At 57.1% G+C, this 18,847-nt stretch carries 14 protein-coding genes; 5 read left to right on the forward strand and 9 right to left on the reverse strand.

Annotation, left to right across the window (positions count from 1 at the left end; all coding sequences use genetic code 11):
* Nucleotides 1–10 precede the first annotated feature (10 nt).
* Nucleotides 11–598, reverse strand: coding sequence for a carboxypeptidase-like regulatory domain-containing protein (locus M017_RS0124250; RefSeq protein WP_031500831.1), 588 nt, complete (start codon nt 596–598; stop codon nt 11–13).
* 53 nt (nt 599–651) lie between these two features.
* Here M017_RS0124250 and M017_RS0124255 point away from each other — a divergent pair, with 53 nt between their 5' ends.
* Both M017_RS0124255 and M017_RS0124260 read left to right on the forward strand, forming a co-directional pair.
* Nucleotides 652–1,530 carry a DUF4384 domain-containing protein gene (locus M017_RS0124255; RefSeq protein ID WP_031500832.1) on the forward strand — a complete coding sequence of 293 codons (879 nt, stop codon included), beginning with the start codon at nt 652–654 and terminating at the stop codon, nt 1,528–1,530.
* Nucleotides 1,527–3,602 (forward strand): tetratricopeptide repeat protein, encoded by a 2,076-nt coding sequence (locus M017_RS0124260; protein ID WP_031500833.1) that lies wholly within the window; start codon nt 1,527–1,529, stop codon nt 3,600–3,602. Before M017_RS0124255 ends, M017_RS0124260 begins: the two co-directional genes overlap by 4 nt.
* Here M017_RS0124260 and M017_RS28295 read toward each other — a convergent pair.
* The 4 genes from M017_RS28295 to nikR form a co-directional block, all read right to left on the reverse strand.
* The gene (locus tag M017_RS28295; protein WP_051670819.1) at nt 3,585–5,324 is read right to left on the reverse strand and encodes a serine/threonine-protein kinase; all 1,740 of its coding nucleotides are present in this window, start codon (nt 5,322–5,324) and stop codon (nt 3,585–3,587) included. The genes M017_RS0124260 and M017_RS28295 overlap by 18 nt on opposite strands.
* 274 nt (nt 5,325–5,598) lie before the next feature.
* A complete protein-coding gene (locus M017_RS0124275; protein ID WP_031500836.1) occupies nt 5,599–7,083 on the reverse strand; it encodes a sigma-54-dependent Fis family transcriptional regulator in 1,485 nt (494 codons plus the stop codon).
* A gap of 237 nt (nt 7,084–7,320) precedes the next feature.
* Nucleotides 7,321–8,250 carry a sugar phosphate isomerase/epimerase family protein gene (locus M017_RS0124285; RefSeq protein ID WP_238326033.1) on the reverse strand — a complete coding sequence of 310 codons (930 nt, stop codon included), beginning with the start codon at nt 8,248–8,250 and terminating at the stop codon, nt 7,321–7,323.
* Between the two features lie 49 nt (nt 8,251–8,299).
* The gene (gene nikR / locus M017_RS0124290; protein WP_051670820.1) at nt 8,300–8,758 is read right to left on the reverse strand and encodes a nickel-responsive transcriptional regulator NikR; all 459 of its coding nucleotides are present in this window, start codon (nt 8,756–8,758) and stop codon (nt 8,300–8,302) included.
* Nucleotides 8,759–8,858: 100 nt separating this feature from the next.
* On the opposite strand from nikR, the gene M017_RS0124295 reads away from it, so the two are divergent.
* A complete protein-coding gene (locus tag M017_RS0124295) occupies nt 8,859–9,566 on the forward strand; it encodes a winged helix-turn-helix domain-containing protein (RefSeq protein ID WP_031500839.1) in 708 nt (235 codons plus the stop codon).
* Here the strand turns inward: M017_RS0124295 and M017_RS0124300 are convergent.
* Nucleotides 9,563–10,972: an MBL fold metallo-hydrolase RNA specificity domain-containing protein gene (locus M017_RS0124300; RefSeq protein ID WP_031500840.1), complete on the reverse strand. Its 1,410-nt coding sequence runs from the start codon at nt 10,970–10,972 to the stop codon at nt 9,563–9,565. The two genes, M017_RS0124295 and M017_RS0124300, sit on opposite strands and share 4 nt — an antisense overlap.
* A gap of 25 nt (nt 10,973–10,997) precedes the next feature.
* Here M017_RS0124300 and M017_RS0124305 point away from each other — a divergent pair, with 25 nt between their 5' ends.
* Both M017_RS0124305 and M017_RS0124310 read left to right on the forward strand, forming a co-directional pair.
* Nucleotides 10,998–13,160 (forward strand): S9 family peptidase, encoded by a 2,163-nt coding sequence (locus M017_RS0124305; protein WP_051670821.1) that lies wholly within the window; start codon nt 10,998–11,000, stop codon nt 13,158–13,160.
* A gap of 10 nt (nt 13,161–13,170) precedes the next feature.
* Nucleotides 13,171–14,472 carry a hypothetical protein gene (locus tag M017_RS0124310; protein ID WP_031500842.1) on the forward strand — a complete coding sequence of 434 codons (1,302 nt, stop codon included), beginning with the start codon at nt 13,171–13,173 and terminating at the stop codon, nt 14,470–14,472.
* Here the strand turns inward: M017_RS0124310 and M017_RS0124315 are convergent, their stop codons facing one another.
* From M017_RS0124315 to M017_RS0124325, 3 genes are read right to left on the reverse strand one after another with little or no spacing between them, the layout of a single operon-like run.
* Nucleotides 14,473–15,858, reverse strand: a complete 1,386-nt coding sequence (locus M017_RS0124315; protein ID WP_031500843.1) for a DUF1501 domain-containing protein — start codon at nt 15,856–15,858, stop codon at nt 14,473–14,475. It abuts the gene before it with no gap.
* A complete protein-coding gene (locus tag M017_RS0124320; RefSeq protein WP_051670822.1) occupies nt 15,836–18,100 on the reverse strand; it encodes a DUF1553 domain-containing protein in 2,265 nt (754 codons plus the stop codon). Before M017_RS0124320 ends, M017_RS0124315 begins: the two co-directional genes overlap by 23 nt.
* Nucleotides 18,100–18,843, reverse strand: coding sequence for a glutaminyl-peptide cyclotransferase (locus M017_RS0124325; RefSeq protein ID WP_035958818.1), 744 nt, complete (start codon nt 18,841–18,843; stop codon nt 18,100–18,102). The genes M017_RS0124320 and M017_RS0124325 overlap by 1 nt, the downstream gene beginning before the upstream one ends.
* Between the last annotated feature and the right edge of the window lie 4 nt (nt 18,844–18,847).

An 18,847-nucleotide genomic window follows, 5' to 3' on the forward strand; every position in this document is an offset into this window, starting at 1 on the left:
TGCGATTCCTTTAGCGAGGCGCCCCAGCCGATGGCGAACCTGGATTTACGCCCACAGAGCCCCTGCCAGGTCCGCTATCGCGTGTCACCGCATAAGCCGTACCCGCAGCCGCTGCGGCTCCCACAGCAATGAGTGCGACCGTAAGACCCGAAATGGCGGCTCCCGCCGCTACTATATTTGACTGTGCAATGGCGATCTGCCCAAAAGACTGTTGGTAGTTCGCACGTACCTGGAGGTTGTAGCGTCCGGATTGTCCGTTCGTCTTCAATCCCCGGGCGGCGGCTCGTCCATTTGCGTCGGTCATGGTGGTAATCATGCGAGTCCCATTGGAACTGACAAGTCCGGGCCCGGAATCGGGCAACAGAAAGACGACGCTAGCCCCAGCGACGGGCTTGTTGTTTTCATCGCGGACTTCCACAATGGTTTCCCGTGCCGTACGGCTCTTAATGTTGTTAATCGCGCCATCGCCATTGATCACGAGAATATTGAGTTTTGGCGTGCCTTCCGGTGCCTTCACTTCTTGTGAAAACGCCGAAGTATGGAGCAAGAAAAGAACCAGGAGTTGGGCCAGGAACCTGCGAAAGAGATGGGAATGCATGGTGTCCTATCAGAATATACTGAAGACAAATCAAACACACTAGGATGAGCTCTATGTTCGGTACCGCGATTCTACTGAGCGCTAGCATTTTGCTGGCGCAAGACACTCCCGCTGAAGGCGGCCCGCGACTCACGGCCCGCGAGATCTTCTATGGCGCCGCACCGGCCGCGCCCGCGGCCACCCCAAAAGCAACTCCAGCCAAGAAGCCGAAGGAGCCGGTCAAAGAAATCGCATCCTCTGCACCCAAGATCAGCAACCCCACGCATGTCCAGCCCGATGTACCGGTTCGCCTTGCTACCGACACTTCGACCAATGGTTCCGGGCTCGCCATGCGTTGGAGCATTGCGCAATTGTCGCCCGATGGCACCAAGAAAGAAGTTCCCACGACGAAGCAGTTCAAGAGTGGAGACCGCATTAATGTCCGCGTCGAAGTAAACGACTTCGGATACCTCTACATCTTTGCCCGTGGCAGTTCCGGCAAGTGGAGTCCGCTCTTCCCCTCCCCGCAGATCTCTGGTGGCGACAACCGTGTCGGTCCGAATCAGGCCTATACCATTCCCGCTGGTTTTGTCTTCAAGTTCGATGACAATCCCGGTGAAGAGCGCGTCTTTGTCGTCTTCAGCCGCAAGCCGGAGACGGACTTCGATGGCCTCATCTACAAAGTCTCACCTGACCGCAATGCCGCCCCCGCGCCGGCCGGCGCCCCACGCCAGCAAGCTCCCGGCATCATCCTGGCTTCCAATATCAGCATCGGAGATCCCTTCGTCGATCGCATGAAGACGCTCTATGCGCGCGATCTTGTGGTTGAAAAAGTGGAAGGCGAGGTCAAGACCTCCAGCCTCGGCCCTCGCTTTGAACACGCCTCCTATGTCGCTAGCAAACGCCAGGATGATCCCCGTGTGGTTGCCGAAATGACTCTGACACACAAATGAGAATTCTCTACGCTCTCTTCCTCGCTGCAGCACTCCTCGCGGCGCAGTCCTCCGCCTCTAAGAAAGCGCGCGACCTCAAAGTGGAGGCCGATCCCTTTCCGGAAGGGGAGTCGCAACTACTCACCCGCAAGGTAGACATCCCGCGCAGCTACGCCATCATCATGGGCGTTGGCGCCTATCAGAATCTCCCCAAAGATCTGCACCTCGCCTACTCGGAACGCGACGCCGACTCTCTCTATTCCATCCTCATCAGTCTCGAAGGTGGCAACTATCGCGCGGAGAACGTGAAGAAGCTCCTCGGCCCCCGCGCAACGCTTGCCAATCTCAAGCAGGAGATTGAGGAGTGGCTGCCACGCGTGGCCAAAGAGAACGACCGCGTCTTCATCTACTTTGCTGGTCACGGTTTCATCCACCAGGGCAAGGGCTATCTTGCCCCCTATGACTTCAATCTCAACGATGTAGCCGGCACCGGCTACCCGATGGAAAGCTTAGCCAAAACAGTCGGCCAGAAGGTCAAAGCAAAGTGGAAGGTCATGATGACCGATAGTTGCCACTCCGGCTTTGTCAACACTGAGACCCGTGCGGACTCGCTCAATTCGATGATCCAGAATCTCGACAAGAGCATGTTCAGCCTCACGGCCTCACGCGACCAGGAGCGCAGCTTTGAATCGGCGGATTTCGGTGGCGGTCATGGCGTCTTCACCTATTACGTGGTCAAAGGCATGGAGGGCGAAGCCGATGACGATCGCGATGGCATTGTCACTGCCTCGGAGATGACGGAGTATGTGCGTAAAAATGTTCGCGAGGCCACCAAGGGCAAGCAGACGCCTCGTTCTGATCGAGGCAGCTTCGATCCCGAAATGCTCATCGCCTATGTCCCTTCTTATGCGACAGCAGCCCCACCACCGGCTCCAAAATTCGGCACTCTCGTGTTTGAGACGAATCGCGAAGAGGTAGAAGTCTTTGTCGATGGGAAAAGTGCCGGAATCGCCACCAAGACAGCGCCCTTGCGTCTTCCCGGTCTCCGCCCTGGCGCACACCAGATCCAAGGTATCAAGATGGGCTACGAACCTGATGGGCCGCGCGAAGAGATGGTCTATCCAGGACAAGAGACGACGGTCAAGATCCAGATCCTGATCCCACGCAAACGTCCGAAGGCAGCGGTCGAGCAGTTCGACAAAGGACTCGAGTTTTACAACAAGGGCTTTGAGCAGAACTACCGTAAGGCGGCGGAACATCTGGCCCAAGCCCTTACCCTGGACCCCACCTATAGCCAAGCGGCTCTCTATCTTGGCCGGGCAAACAATGCGCTCTTTGATCAGACAAAGGCCCGCCAATACTTTGAACTCGCCATCCGCATCGATCCGGACTATTCAGAAGCGCGCTCCAGTTTTGGCGGCATGCTCCTCGACGTCGGCGACATTGATGGGAGCATCCGCCAGTTCGACACTGTTCTCAAGCGCAATCCGAAAGATGTGCAGACTCTCTACCTGCGCGCGCAGGCCTTCCGTATCAAGGAGCGCTACGACGATGCCATCGAGAGCGCAAAATCCGCGATCGCGATTTCACCCACCGTCGCCGAGCCGCACTTCTGGCTCGCCGAAAGTTTGCGCATGAATGGATCCTACAAGGAATCGCGCAAAGAGTATGTCGATTACTTGAAGTACAGTAACTTTGATTCCGGCTTATCCGGCAATCTCAACTACTACGTCGTGGGCTTTCTCGTAGGTCACGGAAAGCGGCGCCGTGCGGCACAGAAAGATATTTGGCAGGACCTGCGGAGTCTGGCCTATTTCGGTCTCTGCGATTGCGCCTATCGCGATAAGAAACTCGACGACGCAGCGTTGTTCTGTCAGAAGAGCCTCCAATACGATTCGGAATACCCTTATGCGCACTATCTGACAGGCTTGGTCTTCGCCACCCAGGCGCAGGCATCCGGAAGTCTCGAGACCTTGTCTGCCGCTCGCAAGCACTTTGAACGGATGCTGATTCTGAATCCGGATATGGATGAAGCGAAGAACGTCAAGGCGATGCTGCGCAGCTTCAACCAGGCTTTAGCGGCTACCCGTTAGTCGCTGTTCGCCGTCGGTATATCCAATAAACACCCCACCCTGAGTGGCCACCAACCGCTTATCCGAAACCGGACCGTCAAAGCTGCGCAGCGTCCGCCGCAGCTTCAAAGTCTCACCACCCACCGCCGTCACTTCCGTCAGCTGATACTGGGTCCGGGCGCCCATCACCAGCAGCTTCTTCTTTGTCTTATCCATGATGGAACCCGTCGCGCGGGCGCCCTTTTCCACCACAACCGAGTTTTTGACCTCAACATCTGCCACCACCATAAACTCCAACTCCGTGCCCACGGGGGCATCTGCGGGGACATCCTCGGCCAGAGTGAGTGAGATTGGCGTGCCGTCTGGCACCACGGTTGCAGGAATCGCTTCGGATTTCTGAGACTTGATCAAATCTCCAATCGTTACGGACGGCTGCGGCGGAACCTTCTTCGGGTTGCGCATCGCGTCGATCACCTTCTCGGAGGCTCCAGCTTGCACCAGGTCAGTCACCGCGTCGCTCGACAGATCGAATTCCGCTTTGGAGCTGCGAATCTGGCTCAAAATGAGAGTGTCTGGCACCTTGGCCTTGACCATTTCGAGAATCTCTTCATTCCCGATCTTCTTGCCTTCTGGAGCATCTACCTTCAGATTGCCAACCTTCACGCCCTTCTCGCTGATCTCGATCGGCACATTCTTCAATTGATCCGTTGCCTTTTGTGCAATCCAGAGTCCGCCGGCAATCAGGAAGAAGAGAAGAAGGAATCCCAGTCCCGCAATGATCTTGAAGGCCTTCCAGGCGCCGGAACTCTTCACCACAACTGGTGCGACCGGCACGGCGGGGACAACGGGCTGTACGTAAGGCGCCACAGGCCGCTGGCGATACAATACTCCCGAATCGCTTCCCTGCTTCAGTGCCAGCAGGACGCGATGCAACTCTTCCATCGTCTGCCAGCGTTCGTCAGGCTCCTTACGCAAGCATTTCCAGATTGCATGAGCGAAGTCCGGGGGAGCATCTGGCGCCAGTTCCGCCAAGCTCTTTGGCTCATCGCGCAACACACTTGTCAGGATCAGCGCGCTGCTCTTCCCAGGAAACGCACGCTGCCCCGTCGTCATTTCATACAGCACCGCGCCAAAGGAGAAGACGTCGGACCGCGCATCCACCTTCTTTCCCTGCGCCTGTTCCGGTGACATGTAGGAGAGCGTGCCTAGGATCGAACCCTCCACCGTCAACGGCGCATCCGTGGTCGCATCCGGATCGTCGGAAGGCGTGCTCTCTGCCAGCTTTGCCAAGCCAAAATCCAGAATCTTCACAAAGCCGCGATCGGAAACAATGATGTTCCCCGGCTTCAGATCCCGGTGCACAATACCCGCCGCATGCGCTGCGGCGAGACCATCCGCAATCTGCACTCCCAACTGGATCACTTGCGGAAACCGCATTCCGCCGCGGGGAATCAAGTCCAGGAGTGTTTTTCCAGGCAGATACTCCATCACCATGTAGTCCGCGCCGTTTTCTTCGATGATGTCGAAGATGGTGATGATGTTGGGGTGATTCAGCGCAGACGCCGATTGAGCCTCCAGAAGAAAGCGACGGCGGCGCTCCTCGTTGCCTCCCGCCGCGGCATGGAGGGCCTTGATCGCGACGGTCCGTCCCAGCTTCAGGTCCTTCGCCTGGTACACCTTGCCCATGCCGCCGGAGCCGATTTCCTGCTGCACCTCGTACTGTCCGCGAATGGTTTGGCTCAATCGTAGCAGTATCTCAGATTCGCGCACGCGTACTCAACCGGCCCCAATTCAAGGTTGCCCCTTGAGATAGGCTTCGATTTCAAGGCGCTTCCTCTCGGCCAGCCTCTCCAGTTCCCCGCGTGACTCGGTATCTTTCACCAACCGCGGATCCCGTGCTCGTTCCACAGCCATCTCGTAATCGCGTTGCAGTTCTTCGAGTGCTGCCTGAAACTCTGAACTCCGCGCTCGATCCTCTCTGTTCATATGGATTGGAACTGCACAATTGCGATCTGTTTCAGCGTCCGCTTTTCTCAATGCCCAATGCTGCTATCCGGGATGCAAGCGTTGTGCCTTTCATCCCTAACAACTCGGCCGCTCCGCCGGGACCATAGATTTTCCCCTTCGCGCGTCGCAGGGCATCTTCAATGCCCACCCGCTCCAACCGCTTTAATTCATCACGGGTCAACGCGCCGCTGGCCACTTTCCGCTCCTTTGCAGACAGGTCAAACACCAGCTTTCCGCGAGGCCCCTGGATCAAGGCCCGCTCCACCACATGCTGCAACTCCCGTACGTTCCCCGGCCAATCGTATTGCTGCAACTCCGCGAGGTTTGCTTCGCTCAACTTCGGTACGGCTACATTCAACTTCCGCGCCGCCTGTTCGACGAAGTGTTGCGCCAGGCCGGCAATGTCCTCAATATGCTCGCGCAGGGTTGGCGTCACAATCGGGAAGACGCTTAGCCGGTAGTAGAGATCCTGGCGGAAGTGCCCCTTGGCGATCTCCTCCTTCAGGTTGCGATTCGTCGCCGCAATCACCCGCACGTCCACCTTGCGTGTCTTATCTTCACCGACCCGCTCGAACTCCCCCTCTTGCAGAACCCGGAGCAACTTTGCCTGCAATTGCACCGGAATCTCGCCGACTTCATCGAGAAACAGCGTGCCGCCATCCGCCAACTGGAAGCGCCCCACCCTATCCCGCAACGCACCTGTAAAGGCTCCCCGCACATGACCAAAGAATTCGCTCTCAAACAGCTCATTCGGCACTGAGGCGCAATTGACCTTCACCAGCGGCGAATCCCGCCTGGCACTCTGCGCGTGTACCGCGCGCGCCACGAGTTCTTTCCCGGTTCCCGATTCGCCGACAATCAGCACATTGGCGCTCGTCGGCGCCACCACGTCGATCTGCCGCCGGAGTCGCTCAATCGCCGCGCCATTCCCCAGAATGCCGCCCATGCCTTCGCTCACTTCTTCGCGAAGATACTCATTCTCCATCTCCAGACGGCGCCGCAGTCCATCGATCTCTTCAAAGGCTCGTGCATTCGCAATCGCGATCGCCGCATGGCGGGCAAATACCTCAAGCCAGCGGGCCTCCACCGCTCCCAGCGGTCTACGGCTGAAAATCGCCAGGACCCCCAAGACTTCCCCCCGATACTTCAAGGGTTGTCCGGCAAAGCTCCGCACGCCCCTCTCCTGCACCCATTCCCCGTCCGCGATCCAGGCCCCATCCTTGCGAACATCTTCGATCAAGACGCCCTCACGGCTGGCTGCAATCTTGCCGATCTTTCCCGTCCCCACGGCGAACCGCGAAAAGCGGCCTCCCAGGCGATCCGATTCCCCGGCGCTTGCCACCAGACGGAGTTCCTCTCCATCCACCAGCCAGATCCGCGCCAGCGCACACGATGCGTCGCGGCTCAGGCGATCGACGATCATTCGCAGAACGGTATCGACATTGCGATGCTCCGCCACCGCCAACGACACCGCCTCTAGTTGCTCGAGGTCCACAACTCCAAATTATCACGAAGTCTCGTTGCAATCACGACATATCAATATCGACATGTCGTGATTGCAACGCCAACCGATACAAATTAAAGGCCGAATCGTTGGCCCGCCAATTGCATCTGAATAGGCATGATTGGCAATCTCATCGTCGGCTTCATCATGTTCGTGCTCTTCGCGATTCTCTGGTTCGCGATGAACCCTCCCACGGCCTGGCTGAAGAAATTAGGAAAGTAAGAGCGCTTAAGCAAGCGCCTTCTTACAGAAGTCAAAACACTTCGCCACTTCCTCTGCCGGAGTGCCCTGCCCGCGATACTCGTACTCGATATTCGCCGGGAAGGGATACTTCTCCTTTTTCATCACCTGCAGTACAGCACCGATCGGAGTGTCGCCCTCGCCCCAAACCGTATTCGGGCCATGGTCTTTCTTCCGGTCTTTCAGATGCAGGTTTGTGATCCGTTGATGATGCTTCCGGATCAGCGCGATGGGGTCGGAATTTGCTGCTACAAAGTGTCCGATGTCGAGATTCAAGCCGTTGTACTTGGAATACGACATCGCCGTTTCAAAGGTCTCCAGCGTGGAGAACTCATTGGGGTCCTTCACGTTGTCATGGCCGTGATAACCCACCAGAATCTTGTGCTTGTCCGCAAAAGGCGCTACGCGCTTTGCCACGGTCAACTGGGTGCTGGTGGTGATTGCCTTGACACCTAAGGTCTTGGCCACCTGGAACATGTACTCGAACTCATCATCGGTGAAGCTCTCGTTCATGTTGAAGCACAGCAGACGCAAATCAATACCTGCATCGGAAAACTTCTTCTTCACAGGCTGAAATGCACTCATTGAGGCGGACAAGCGCCACTTGCGGAGATCCTCGCGCGCCTTCTGCGCCTCAGGACCATTCATCCGGGCACGCATCGCGGCCAGTTGTTCCGGCGTGGGCGGGCCACTGGGCCTTGGTCCTTGCGGAGGACGCGGCGCAGGCATCGGTGCTCCGGCAACACTTTCCGCATGATTGGCCATCAACTCCACTTCACTCAAACCGATGTCGCTGATGTTCTTGATGATCTCGTCGAGGTCATTGCTGCCTCGAAAACTGTACGTAATAACGCCGAGCTGGACTCCCTGGATCTTCGAGTTTGGTGCGGCAGACAAAGCCGTTGCACTCGCTGCCATCCATCCAAACTCGCGTCGCGATAAGTGGTTCATACTGAGTCGCACTCTATCAGGAGTGCGAGTGAGGAGCAATCCCGGAAGCACCCGCATTTGCGGTCGTAATGGTCAGGCGTCCGTGTTTGACCCCCTTCATGCTGATCAGCCGGTCTGCAATAGAACGCACTTCCGCGCTCTTCCCTCGTAAGACCAACACCTCAAGGCAGTTGTCATGATCCAGATGCACATGCAAGGTGGAAATGATCGCATGGTGATGCTCATGCTGCATCCCGGTTAACTTTTCATGCAAAGTATGAACATGATGGTCGTAGATCAGCGTTAGCGTACCCACCACCGGCTTTGTCGGCGATTCGGCATGTTCTGCGATCAACTCTTCACGAATCAAATCGCGAAACGCCTCCGACCGGTTGGCGTAACCTCGTTTTTCTATTCGCTTGTCGAACCTCTCCAGCAGATCTGCATCGATAGCCACTCCAATCCGGCACAATTCCGGTTTCCCTTTGTTCGACATCCCTCTATCATCGCCTGAAGCAGCGATTCATTGATTTGTAACGAAATTGCAATGCAATCCCTATCTTCTTTAGCGAAAATCGTCACAGTAGGCATAACGCATGAAAAAGATTGTTTTGATCGAAGATGACGCGGACCTCTTCTCGTTGTTGAAGTACAACCTCGAGAAGGAAGGCTTCGGTCTGGTTGGCTCCCAGACCGGAAAAGGCGCCATTGACCTCTGCCGTCGCGAGAAGCCCGATCTGATCTTGCTCGACATCATGCTGCCCGATTCCGATGGCCTCGACATCTGCAAGGGCATCCGCTCCCATCCCGAACTGGCCCACATTCCTGTGATTTTCCTCACCGCACGGGCGAGTGAAACCGATCGAATTCTGGGGCTTGAACTCGGCGCCAACGATTACATCGTCAAGCCTTTCTTCGTGCGCGAGCTCATCGCCCGGGTCAAGGTCCACTTCCGTGGCCAGCAGACCGTGACCAAGGTCCTGAAATCTGCCGAATTGGAGCTCGACCGCACTTCCTGCCGTGTCAAGCTGGCCAACACCGACCTGCAACTGACGGCCACGGAGTTCCGGTTGCTCGAGTTCCTGATGTCCCGGCCCGGTGTTGTCTTCTCTCGCGAACAACTCCTCGATGCCGTTTGGGGCCATGACCGCGCCGTCACCGATCGCACCGTTGATGTTTACATCCTGCGCCTGCGGCAAAAGATTGAGGCCGATGCCACCGCTCCCAACTATATCCGAAGCGTTCGCGGCTTCGGATACAGTTTCAACGAGAGCGTCAACATCGCCTTGGCGGCTTCCGCCTAATCGAGGCGGAAAATATTCCCGCGGTTCGCGATCACCACTTCCACGCCATAGGCCTCTTGGATTACCTTCTGGAGCACCTCTTGCTGTTTCGATTCGCCATGCACGAGGAAGATCTTCTTCAATCCCTTGGCGATCGGCTGCAGCCATTCCAGGAGCTCCCGCTGATCGGCGTGCCCCGAAAGTTCATTGATCTTGGCGACTTCCGCCCGCAGCCGGATCATGTCTCCAAAGATCGGCACTTCCGGCCATTTGTCGAGAATCTTACGTCCTAGGGTGTTCTCAGCCTGGAAGCCTGTAATCAGTACGGTGTTTCTAGGATCGGCAATCGTGTTGCGCAGATGATGAACCACACGCCCGGCCTCGCACATACCGCTGGCGGAAATCACAATGAAGGGTCCTCGAATGTCGTTCAGCGCCTTCGAGTCGGCGACATCCTTGATGTAGCGCAAACGGGAGAAGCCAAACACGTCGCCTTTCGCATCGCCAGCCAGCATCTTGGCCGTCTCAGCATCAAAGAGGTTGCTGAACTTGCGGAAGGTCTGCGTCACGTTCACGGCCAGCGGCGAATCGACGAAGATCGGAATATTCGGAATCCGGTCCGCCTGCGCCAGCTGATTCAAGAGCAGCACCAACTGCTGCGTGCGGCCCACGGCAAACGAAGGCACAACAATCTTTCCGCCACGGGCGGCCGTCCGGTTCACCACATCGGCGAGCTTATCGAGCACGGCGCCTTCATCCTGATGGAACCGGTCTCCGTAAGTGGATTCCATGATCAGGTAGTCGCAGGCCAGCATCTCCTGCGGGTCGCGAATGATGGGCAGGTTCTTGCGGCCGATATCGCCTGAGAAGCCCAGCCGCACCTTACCATCAGTGAGCCGCATACAAACACTGCCCAGCATATGGCCCGCCTCCACGGTCTCGACGGTCAAGCCGTCGCCGAGGTCCAGGCTCCCATTCATGGGAAGCGGAGCAAAGAGCGGAAAGGTATTCTCCGCGTCGACACTCGTGTAGAGCGGCTCCACCAACTGTTCTTGATAGTTCGGCATCAGCCGCTTGCGGCGGTCACGGCGACGGTTCAAAAAGTCAGCGTCGCGCTCCTGCAGATAGGCGCTATCGGCGAGCATCGCCCGGCAGAGATCCTGCGTCGCTGCCGTCGCATGGATCGGCCCCCGAAATCCCTGCTTCACGAGATTCGGGAGATTTCCAGAATGGTCAATATGCGCGTGCGACAGCACAACCTGATCGACCGCGCTTGCAGAAAAGGGGAAGCAACAGTTGCGGTCTCGTGCCTCGCTACGCCTCCCCTGGAAGAGTCCGCAATCTAAAAGAAGCCGTTTTCCCGCATGCTGGATCTCATGCATTGAACCGGTTACCGTACGTGTGGCGCCCCAAAAATGTATTTCCATGCTTAGTGCAAACTATATGTTATCGATGACCCTTCGACGCACTCTCTTTCTCAGTCTGCTTGTCAGTCTTTCGCTCCTCGCACAGAAGAAGCCGATCACTTTAGACACGCTCAAACAACGTCCCACAGCTACCGCGCTCTTCGCTCCCATCTGGGCGCCCAACGGCTCTGAGTTTGCTTACCTGCGCAATGGGGGCTTGCATCTCTACGATTGCCGTACCAAACAGAGCCGGCCTCTCTTTGCGCGGCTCAGCGACCTCACGGCGATGGCCGTAAAGGACTCTCGCCCCGAAGGAGCCTTTGGTTGGCAGAACCGTCGCGTCACCGAACAGCACGTCCAGTGGGCCCCTGACAGCAGCGCGCTGCTCATCGCCGAAGGTGGGGATCTGTTCTGGATTACTGCGAAAGACGGAACCGTAAAGCAACTGACCAAGACGGAAGCTGTCGAGGCCGATGCGAAGCTCAGCCCCAATGGCAAGCGCGTCAGCTACCGCATCGAGAATGACTTGTACTTCCAGGACATTGCCTCTGGGAAAGTCACCCGGCTCACCCGGGACGGCAGTGAAACCCTGCTCAACGGCAAGCTGAATTGGGTATATCCGGAGGAGCTCGACCTCAATACGGCTTATTGGTGGAGTCCCGATAGCGCCCGCATTGCCTATCTCCAGTTCGATATCTCGAAAGAGATGATCTACCCGCAGGCCGACCTGCTGAAGATTCCAGCGGTGGCCGAACCCCAACGCTACCCGCAAGCAGGCACGCCCAATGCAGACGTCCGCCTGGGTGTGGTGGATCTCGAAACGGTGAAATCCCGCTGGATGGATCTTGGAGAAACACGCGACCATCTCCTCGCTCGTGTCGACTGGCTCAATCCTTCTGAAGTCAGCGTGCAACGCATGTCGCGTGTCCAGGACAAGCTCGAGTTCCTCGCTGCAAATTGGGAAACACGCCAGGTGCGTAAAGCTTTCGGCGAGACCGACCCGTACTGGATCAACGTCAATTCGATGACCCGGCTGAACCCGGAGCGAAAAGAGATTCTCTGGGCAAGCGAGAAGTCCGGCACCCGCCACCTCTATCTGCTTGGCTATGAGGGCAAGGAGCTTGGACAACTGACCAAAGGCGATTGGGAAGTCACCAGCGTTGCCGGAGTCAACTGGGAGAAGAAACTTGTCTACTACACGTCCACCGAAGTCAGTCCTCTCGAACGCCATCTCTATGTCATTGGCTTCGACGGCAAGAACAAGCGCAAGCTGACCACCGAGCCAGGCACGCACATCATCTCGATGAGTCCGGCTGCCGGCTTCTACACCGACACCTATTCCTCGATTACCGTCCCAACTCGCCAGACGCTGCACGCGAGCGACGGCTCCAATCTTGAAGAGTTAAAACCAAGCGATCGCACCTCCATCGACGAATACGACATCCTGCCCACTGAGTTCCTCCACTTCAAAACCAAGGATGGAGCGACGCTCGACGCACGCCTGATCAAGCCGAAGAACTTTGATCCCCGGAAAAAGTATCCGGCCATCGTGATGGTTTACGGCGGCCCACACGCCCAGAGCGTTCGCAACGCCTGGACCACAGCAGCCAACCTTGACCAGGTCCTCGCACACAAAGGCTTCGTCATCTGGCAGGTGGACAATCGTGGCAGCGCCGGCCGCGGCCATCTCTGGGAAGCAAAGCTCTATCGCAAGTTTGGAGAGATTGAAGTACAGGACCAGAAGGCTGGAATCGAGTATCTGGTGGGCCTGGGCTTTGTCGATTCCGCACGCGTTGGCATGTCCGGCTGGAGCTACGGCGGCTACATGACGCTGAACACCATGCTGAGCGAGCCCAAACTGATCAAGGCTGGAATCAGCGGTGCACCCGTCACCAACTGGCTGCTCTATGACACCATCTATACAGAACGTTATCTCGGCACCCCGCAAGAGAACGAGAAGGGCTATCGCGAATCTTCACCTGTCCACAAGGCAAAGAATCTCGAAGGCAAACTCCTGCTTGTCCACAACATCGGCGATGATAATGTTCTGTTCCAAAACATGCTACAGATGACCGATGCCCTCGAACGGGCCGACAAGCAATTTGACCTCCTGATCTATCCCCAGAAAAGCCACGGCGTCACCGGCCCGGCCCGCTTCCATTTGAACGAAGCGATGGTACAGTTCTTTGAACGAAACTTACTCCACTAGACAGCGAATTGTGATTCTCCTATGCTGGACGATCGCAGTTCTTTTCTATTTCAAAACCAAAGCTCCGGTCAGCATGCAGGCGAACTGGACCCATGACGACCTCATGAACTGCTACCGGGCCTTCGAGAACTCGTGGTCCACTACGCTCCGGGACATCGTCACCTTCTGGAAGCCCAGCAACCAATTCAGACCTCTCGGCCAGGTTCTCTACAAGATCGGATTCCAGTATTCCGACCTGAACATCTGGCCGTGGCGGCTGGTGGTTAGCAGCATCCTCATCCTCAACGCGTTCCTCCTCGGCCACCTGGCAACGAAGCTCAGCGGAAGCCTCGCCTTTGGCCTCACAGCCACTGCCATTGCCAGCTATCACTACAATTGGCCCTTCCTTTACCTGAACACCGGCACGATCTACGAGATCCTCGCTTTCACCTTCGTCTATGCGGGACTGGCCTGTTTTGTCGAGTTTCGTGACAAGCCATGGGTCTTGCCTGCAACAGCCCTCCTCTACATCCTTGGTCTCAACGCGAAGGAGAGTGTGGTCGTGCTACCGGTCTTCCTCGTGCTCTATGACTTCCTCTGGCACCGCCGCATCGATTGGAAGGTCTTCGCGCTCTTCGGCGGGATCACATTGGCCTTCATCTTCGGCCGGGTCTACGGGCTGAATGGCATCTCGTCCATCGGTTTGTACAAGCCGGACTACAAGCTCTCGGTCTACCTGGAACGCTTCCGCGGCTACTTGAGTGGATTGATCCTGTGGGAGGCACTGCCGCTCTGGGCCGCGCCCCTGGTCGCCGCCACGCCCTTCCTGCTGCGAACCCGAATGTCGACCTTCGCCGCATTGGTTTTCCCGATCGGCATCCTGCCCCTCGCCTTCGTCCCCGACCGCGGTCTCGAAGGCGTCTACATTGCTTGCGCCGGTCTCGCGCTGAGCCTGCCTTGTCTGCTCCTCCTCATCCCCAAGGAAAAACTAAGGCTCTTGTGTGCCGCACTTCTCTTTGCGGCGATGTTCCTCTGGGTACCAGCGAAGTCTGACCTCAGTGGAGCCGATGTCGAGTACGGCAACATCACCAACTTCTACCGGGAACTCAAAGTCGCCGCGCCCACACTGCCGCCTGGAAGCCAGATTCGCTTTCTCCGCGAACCTTTCCTCGCTCACGAACACTGGGCCAGCACCTTTGCTTCGAGGCTGCTCTATCGTGATCCGTCACTGGAGATTGTCTGTCTCACCAATCCGAACCTGAAGGACAAACCCACCGGCAACGACTACGCGGTCTTTGAGTGGAGCGAGAATCGCATGCTCCGCATCAAGTAGCTAAGTAAAGACTTCTTTGATCGCCGTTCCACCGAAATCGGTAAGCTTCTCGTGGCGCCCGTTGTGCAGATACCAGAGCCGGTTCTGGTCCATGCCGAGCAACTCGAGAATCGTCGCGTGGAAGTCCCTCATGTGATAGCGTTGGCCCACGCCACGCAGGCCGAACTCATCGGTCTCCCCGATGATGCGACCGCCTTTGACGCCGCCGCCCGCGAACCACATCGTGTATCCATGCGGATTGTGGTCGCGGCCATTGCCACTTTCTGAAGTCGGCAAGCGGCCAAACTCACTGCCCCAGATGACGAGCGTCGTATCGAGAAGTCCGCGCTGCTTCAAGTCCTGCAGCAATGCGGCCACTGGTTGATCGGTGAGGCCGCACATCTTCTCATGATTCGCCTTCAGATGACTATGGGCATCCCACTGCATACTGACCGGGCCACCGCCGGAATAAAGTTGGACAAAACGAACCCCGCGTTCCACCATCCGCCGGGCCAGCAGACAGCGCATGCCAAAGTCGACGGTGCGCTTCTGGTCAATGCCATACATCTTGCGAATATGCTCTGGCTCCTTTGAGATGTCCACTGCCTCAGGGGCACTGGTTTGCATCTTGAAGGCGAGTTCATAACTCGCGATACGCGCCGCCATCTCCTGGTCTTGCGGCGTGGCATCCATTGCGTTCATCTGTTGCAGCAAATCCAGCGTCCGGCGTTGCTTCTCCGGCGTCACTCCAGCAGGTGGCTTCAGATTCAAGATGGGGCTTGCGCCGCTACGTAACAGGGTGCCTTGATGAACAGCCGGCAGAAAACCGGAGCCCCAGCAGGGCGTCCCTCCCTCGGGTGTGCCTTCCGGCTGTGGCATCACCACATAGGCCGGCAGATTGTCTGTTTCACTTCCCAGCCCATAGGTCACCCAGGAGCCCATGCTCGGCCAGCCCATCAGAATCCGCCCGGTATGCACCTGATACATGGCAGGCGCATGCACCACGCTCTCGGTGTAGAAGCTGCGGACAAAGCAGATGTCATCAACGCACTGGGCAAGATGCGGATACAACGAAGATACTGGAATCCCCGACTGGCCATAACGCTGAAACTCCCACGGCGAGGCCAGCAATGGATTCGAACCATCGGTAAACTGTCCACCTACCTTGCCAAAACTAGCTGGCAAAGGCTGTCCTTCATATTTCTTGAGCGATGGTTTTGGATCGAAGGTATCCATGCTGGAGGGAGCGCCCACCATGAACAGAAAGATGACGCTCTTCGCCTTCGGCGCAAAATGCGGGGGCTTGGCCGCAAAGGCTTGACGCTGTAGCAGCCATTCCGCGGCAACAGCTCCAAAGCCATTCGCCGAGGCACGCAGGATATTTCTACGGGAGATAGAGAAAGTCATTACGATTCAACATGGCCAAGGCGAAATCCTCAACCGTTCCCCCTTTCTGAAAGAAGTTTTGAGCCTGTTGCCGCTCTGCGGCCGTTGCTTCCCGGAAGAGCGCAATCCGATAAGCTTGTCCCACCGGATCGCCTTTGATCCGCACGGCAAAGGCCTTTGCCTGTTCCTGGATGAAGTCGCTGTTCATCATCGAAAGGCTCTGCAAAGCATGAGTGGACGTCGATCGTTCCGGACAACTCGACATCGCGTCCGGCTGGTCGAAGTTCGTCATCATGGGCAAGCGGACGGTGCGTTTATTTAGGACATAGATCGAACGGCGATCCATCTCCGTCTTGTCCTTGGGCAAGGGCCAAAGGTTGTCCGGCTCGCCTTCGGTAAAGATCAGGTCATAGACTTCCGGCTCAATCGGAGTCTTCACTGGCTTGCCATACATCTTCAGATTCAGCTTGCCGCTGGTGGCGAGAATCGAGTCGCGCAGCATGTCGGAATCCATCCGGCGGCGTTGCTCGGCCTGTTGCTGGTAGACGGCACTGGTCAGGATCAGTCGATCGATGTGTTTCACGCTCCAGCCACTCGCAATGAATTCGGTGGCGAGCCAGTCGAGAAGCTTCAGGTTCGTTGGACGGGCTCCCAGAGCCCCGAAATCATTCGGCGTTGCGACAATTCCCTTCCCCATGCGGAACTGCCAAATCCGATTCACCATCACCCGCGCCGTGAGCGGATGATCGGGAGAAGCCAGCCAATTGGCGAGTGCAGCCCGGCGTCCGTGTGGGTCTGGGGATAGATTGCCAAGGTCTTTCGCCAGCACCAGCGGCAGCCCAGCCTCAACGGTCTGCAACTTGAACTTAGGGTCCCCCACCTTCAGGACATGCGTGGGCAAGGCCGCGTCCACGGTGAAAGCTGCATAAGCTTGGGGCGCCGCCGCTGGCTCATCGTAAGCAAGCTCATGCATCCGCTTGCGCAAGCTTGCCCGTTTTGCCTTTAAGGCAGGAGGAATCAGCGCAACCACTTCATCCCAGGTTGGCGTCAGTTGTTTCTCGGCATCTTTACGGAGGCGCTTCTGTTCGTCATTGAGCTGGCCCGGATCGAGATTGAGCACCGCTTGGAACTGTGGCTCTAAAGTCTTCTTCTTGTCTCGCTTGAACTGCTCGCGATAAGGCTTCTCGATCGCAGCCAGCTCATCCAGAATCGGCTTCAGGCGTGCCTGATGGCGTGCGAGGAGCCGATCCACGGCCAGCATCGTATCGCCATCTGCCAGTTGCACTTGGCGGAACTGCGTGGAGGCCAGCACCGCCTGCAGACGGTAGTAATCGGTCTGCAGGATCGGGTCGAATTTGTGATTATGGCAGCGGGCACACCCTACGGTCATGCCCAGAAAGGCAGAGGAGATGCCGTGGGTCATCTCGATCAGGTCTTCTTGCCGGTTCTGTTCTTCGTCCTGGTTGCCGCCCACGACATGCCGTGGCCCGGCACGTAGAAATCCGGTTGCAATCAGAGGATCGGCCTCGCCGGGATACAGCTCATCCCCCGCGAGTTGCTCGCGCAGAAAATCGCGATAAGGCTTGTCTGCATTGAAAGCGCGAATCACATAGTCGCGATAGCGCCAGGACTGTTCGCGTTCGACATCCAACTCATAACCATTCGTATCGGCATAGCGCACGACATCGAGCCACTTCGACGCCCATCGTTCGCCATAGCGCGGAGTCGCCATCAACCGGTCGAGGATCTGTTCGTAAGGGCCGTCGATTTGTGGCGGCAACCCTGTTAAGTCCAGGCTCAACCGGCGGAGGAGCGCACGCCGTTCCAGCTTCGGACGCTTGGCCGCTTCAAGAAAATCGATGGGATGCACACCGGCCGGGATCTCACTACGCACCGGTTTCTGGAATGCCCAATAACTGCGCCGCTTGGCAACGAGCGCTTCTTCCTTTAGGTCCGCGCCCTGCAGCACCATCGCGAGCAGCAAGATGCAGCCGAAGCGTTTGAGATCAATGCGAGTGCCGTGCACGACAACTCCTTCTGCTTCGAGGCGCTGTACTTGTTCTACTCCACCCGCACCCCGTAAAAGGATCTTACCTCCCTTGCCCACCACCCGCTGCCAAGGGAGCGTCGGATCGAAAGTTTTCAGCGACCAGGCCACCTGGCGGGAGGCTCGCGGGAAGCCTGCCGCCACGGCCACTTGCCCATAAGTTGCCACTTTCCCTTTCGGAATCTTCTTCACAAAACGGCGGATTTCGTCAAACACTAGCGTCCCTTCACCAACTCAATTTGGAAAATCTTCGGCCACAGTTTGCCGGTGACGAAAAGACGTTTGCCCACCGCATCCCAGGCGATGCCGTTCAGAACGTCGGTGCCATTGGTGTCTTTTAAGATTCCAGTGAGATCAATAATGCCGGTGATCTGTCCGTCTTTCGGAGAGATGCGGAGGATGAAATCGGTCTGCCAGACATTCGCCCAGATCTCACCATCGATGTATTCCAGTTCGTTGATCTGATCGATCGGCCGACCGGCGTTCTTCACCGTGATGCGGCGTATCTCCTGGAGCGTCTTGGGATCGAGGATCCGGATATTCGCAGACCCATCGCTCATATAGATCTGCTTGCCGTCGTTTGCCAAGCCCCAACCTTCTCCGGAATACTTGAACTTGCCAATTTGCTTCAGCGTCTTGCGGTTGTAGATGAAGCCCTCTTCGTTCTTCCAGGTGAGTTCGAGAATCCGGTCATCGATCACGGTGATGCCTTCGCCGAAGTATTGTCCCGGGACATCCACTTTCTGGAGGACTTCGCCCGTGCTCGGGTTGACCCGCCGGACACTCGATCGATTGTTCAGTCCGGTGCCCTCATAAAAGATTCCATCTTTGAATTCCAGGCCTTGTGTGAAGGCATTCCGGTCATGGGGAAAACTGTTTATCACCTTGTAGCTGTAGCGAACAGGAGCTTGGGGACTGACGAACTGTGCGATCGTCAGAAGCAGCAGAAAAAGAGGCATCACA

The sequence above is a fragment of the Bryobacter aggregatus MPL3 genome, from assembly GCF_000702445.1.
Lineage (GTDB): Bacteria > Acidobacteriota > Terriglobia > Bryobacterales > Bryobacteraceae > Bryobacter > Bryobacter aggregatus.

Coding starts and splice junctions, on each gene's coding strand:
- M017_RS0124250 (WP_031500831.1), bottom strand. CDS start 598: ATGCATTCCCATCTCTTTCGCAGGTTCCTGGCCCAACTCCTGGTTCTT.
- M017_RS0124255 (WP_031500832.1), top strand. CDS start 652: ATGTTCGGTACCGCGATTCTACTGAGCGCTAGCATTTTGCTGGCGCAA.
- M017_RS0124260 (WP_031500833.1), top strand. CDS start 1,527: ATGAGAATTCTCTACGCTCTCTTCCTCGCTGCAGCACTCCTCGCGGCG.
- M017_RS0124285 (WP_238326033.1), bottom strand. CDS start 8,250: ATGGCAGCGAGTGCAACGGCTTTGTCTGCCGCACCAAACTCGAAGATC.
- nikR (WP_051670820.1), bottom strand. CDS start 8,758: ATGTCGAACAAAGGGAAACCGGAATTGTGCCGGATTGGAGTGGCTATC.
- M017_RS0124295 (WP_031500839.1), top strand. CDS start 8,859: ATGAAAAAGATTGTTTTGATCGAAGATGACGCGGACCTCTTCTCGTTG.
- M017_RS0124300 (WP_031500840.1), bottom strand. CDS start 10,972: ATGGAAATACATTTTTGGGGCGCCACACGTACGGTAACCGGTTCAATG.
- M017_RS0124305 (WP_051670821.1), top strand. CDS start 10,998: ATGACCCTTCGACGCACTCTCTTTCTCAGTCTGCTTGTCAGTCTTTCG.
- M017_RS0124315 (WP_031500843.1), bottom strand. CDS start 15,858: ATGACTTTCTCTATCTCCCGTAGAAATATCCTGCGTGCCTCGGCGAAT.
- M017_RS0124325 (WP_035958818.1), bottom strand. CDS start 18,843: ATGCCTCTTTTTCTGCTGCTTCTGACGATCGCACAGTTCGTCAGTCCC.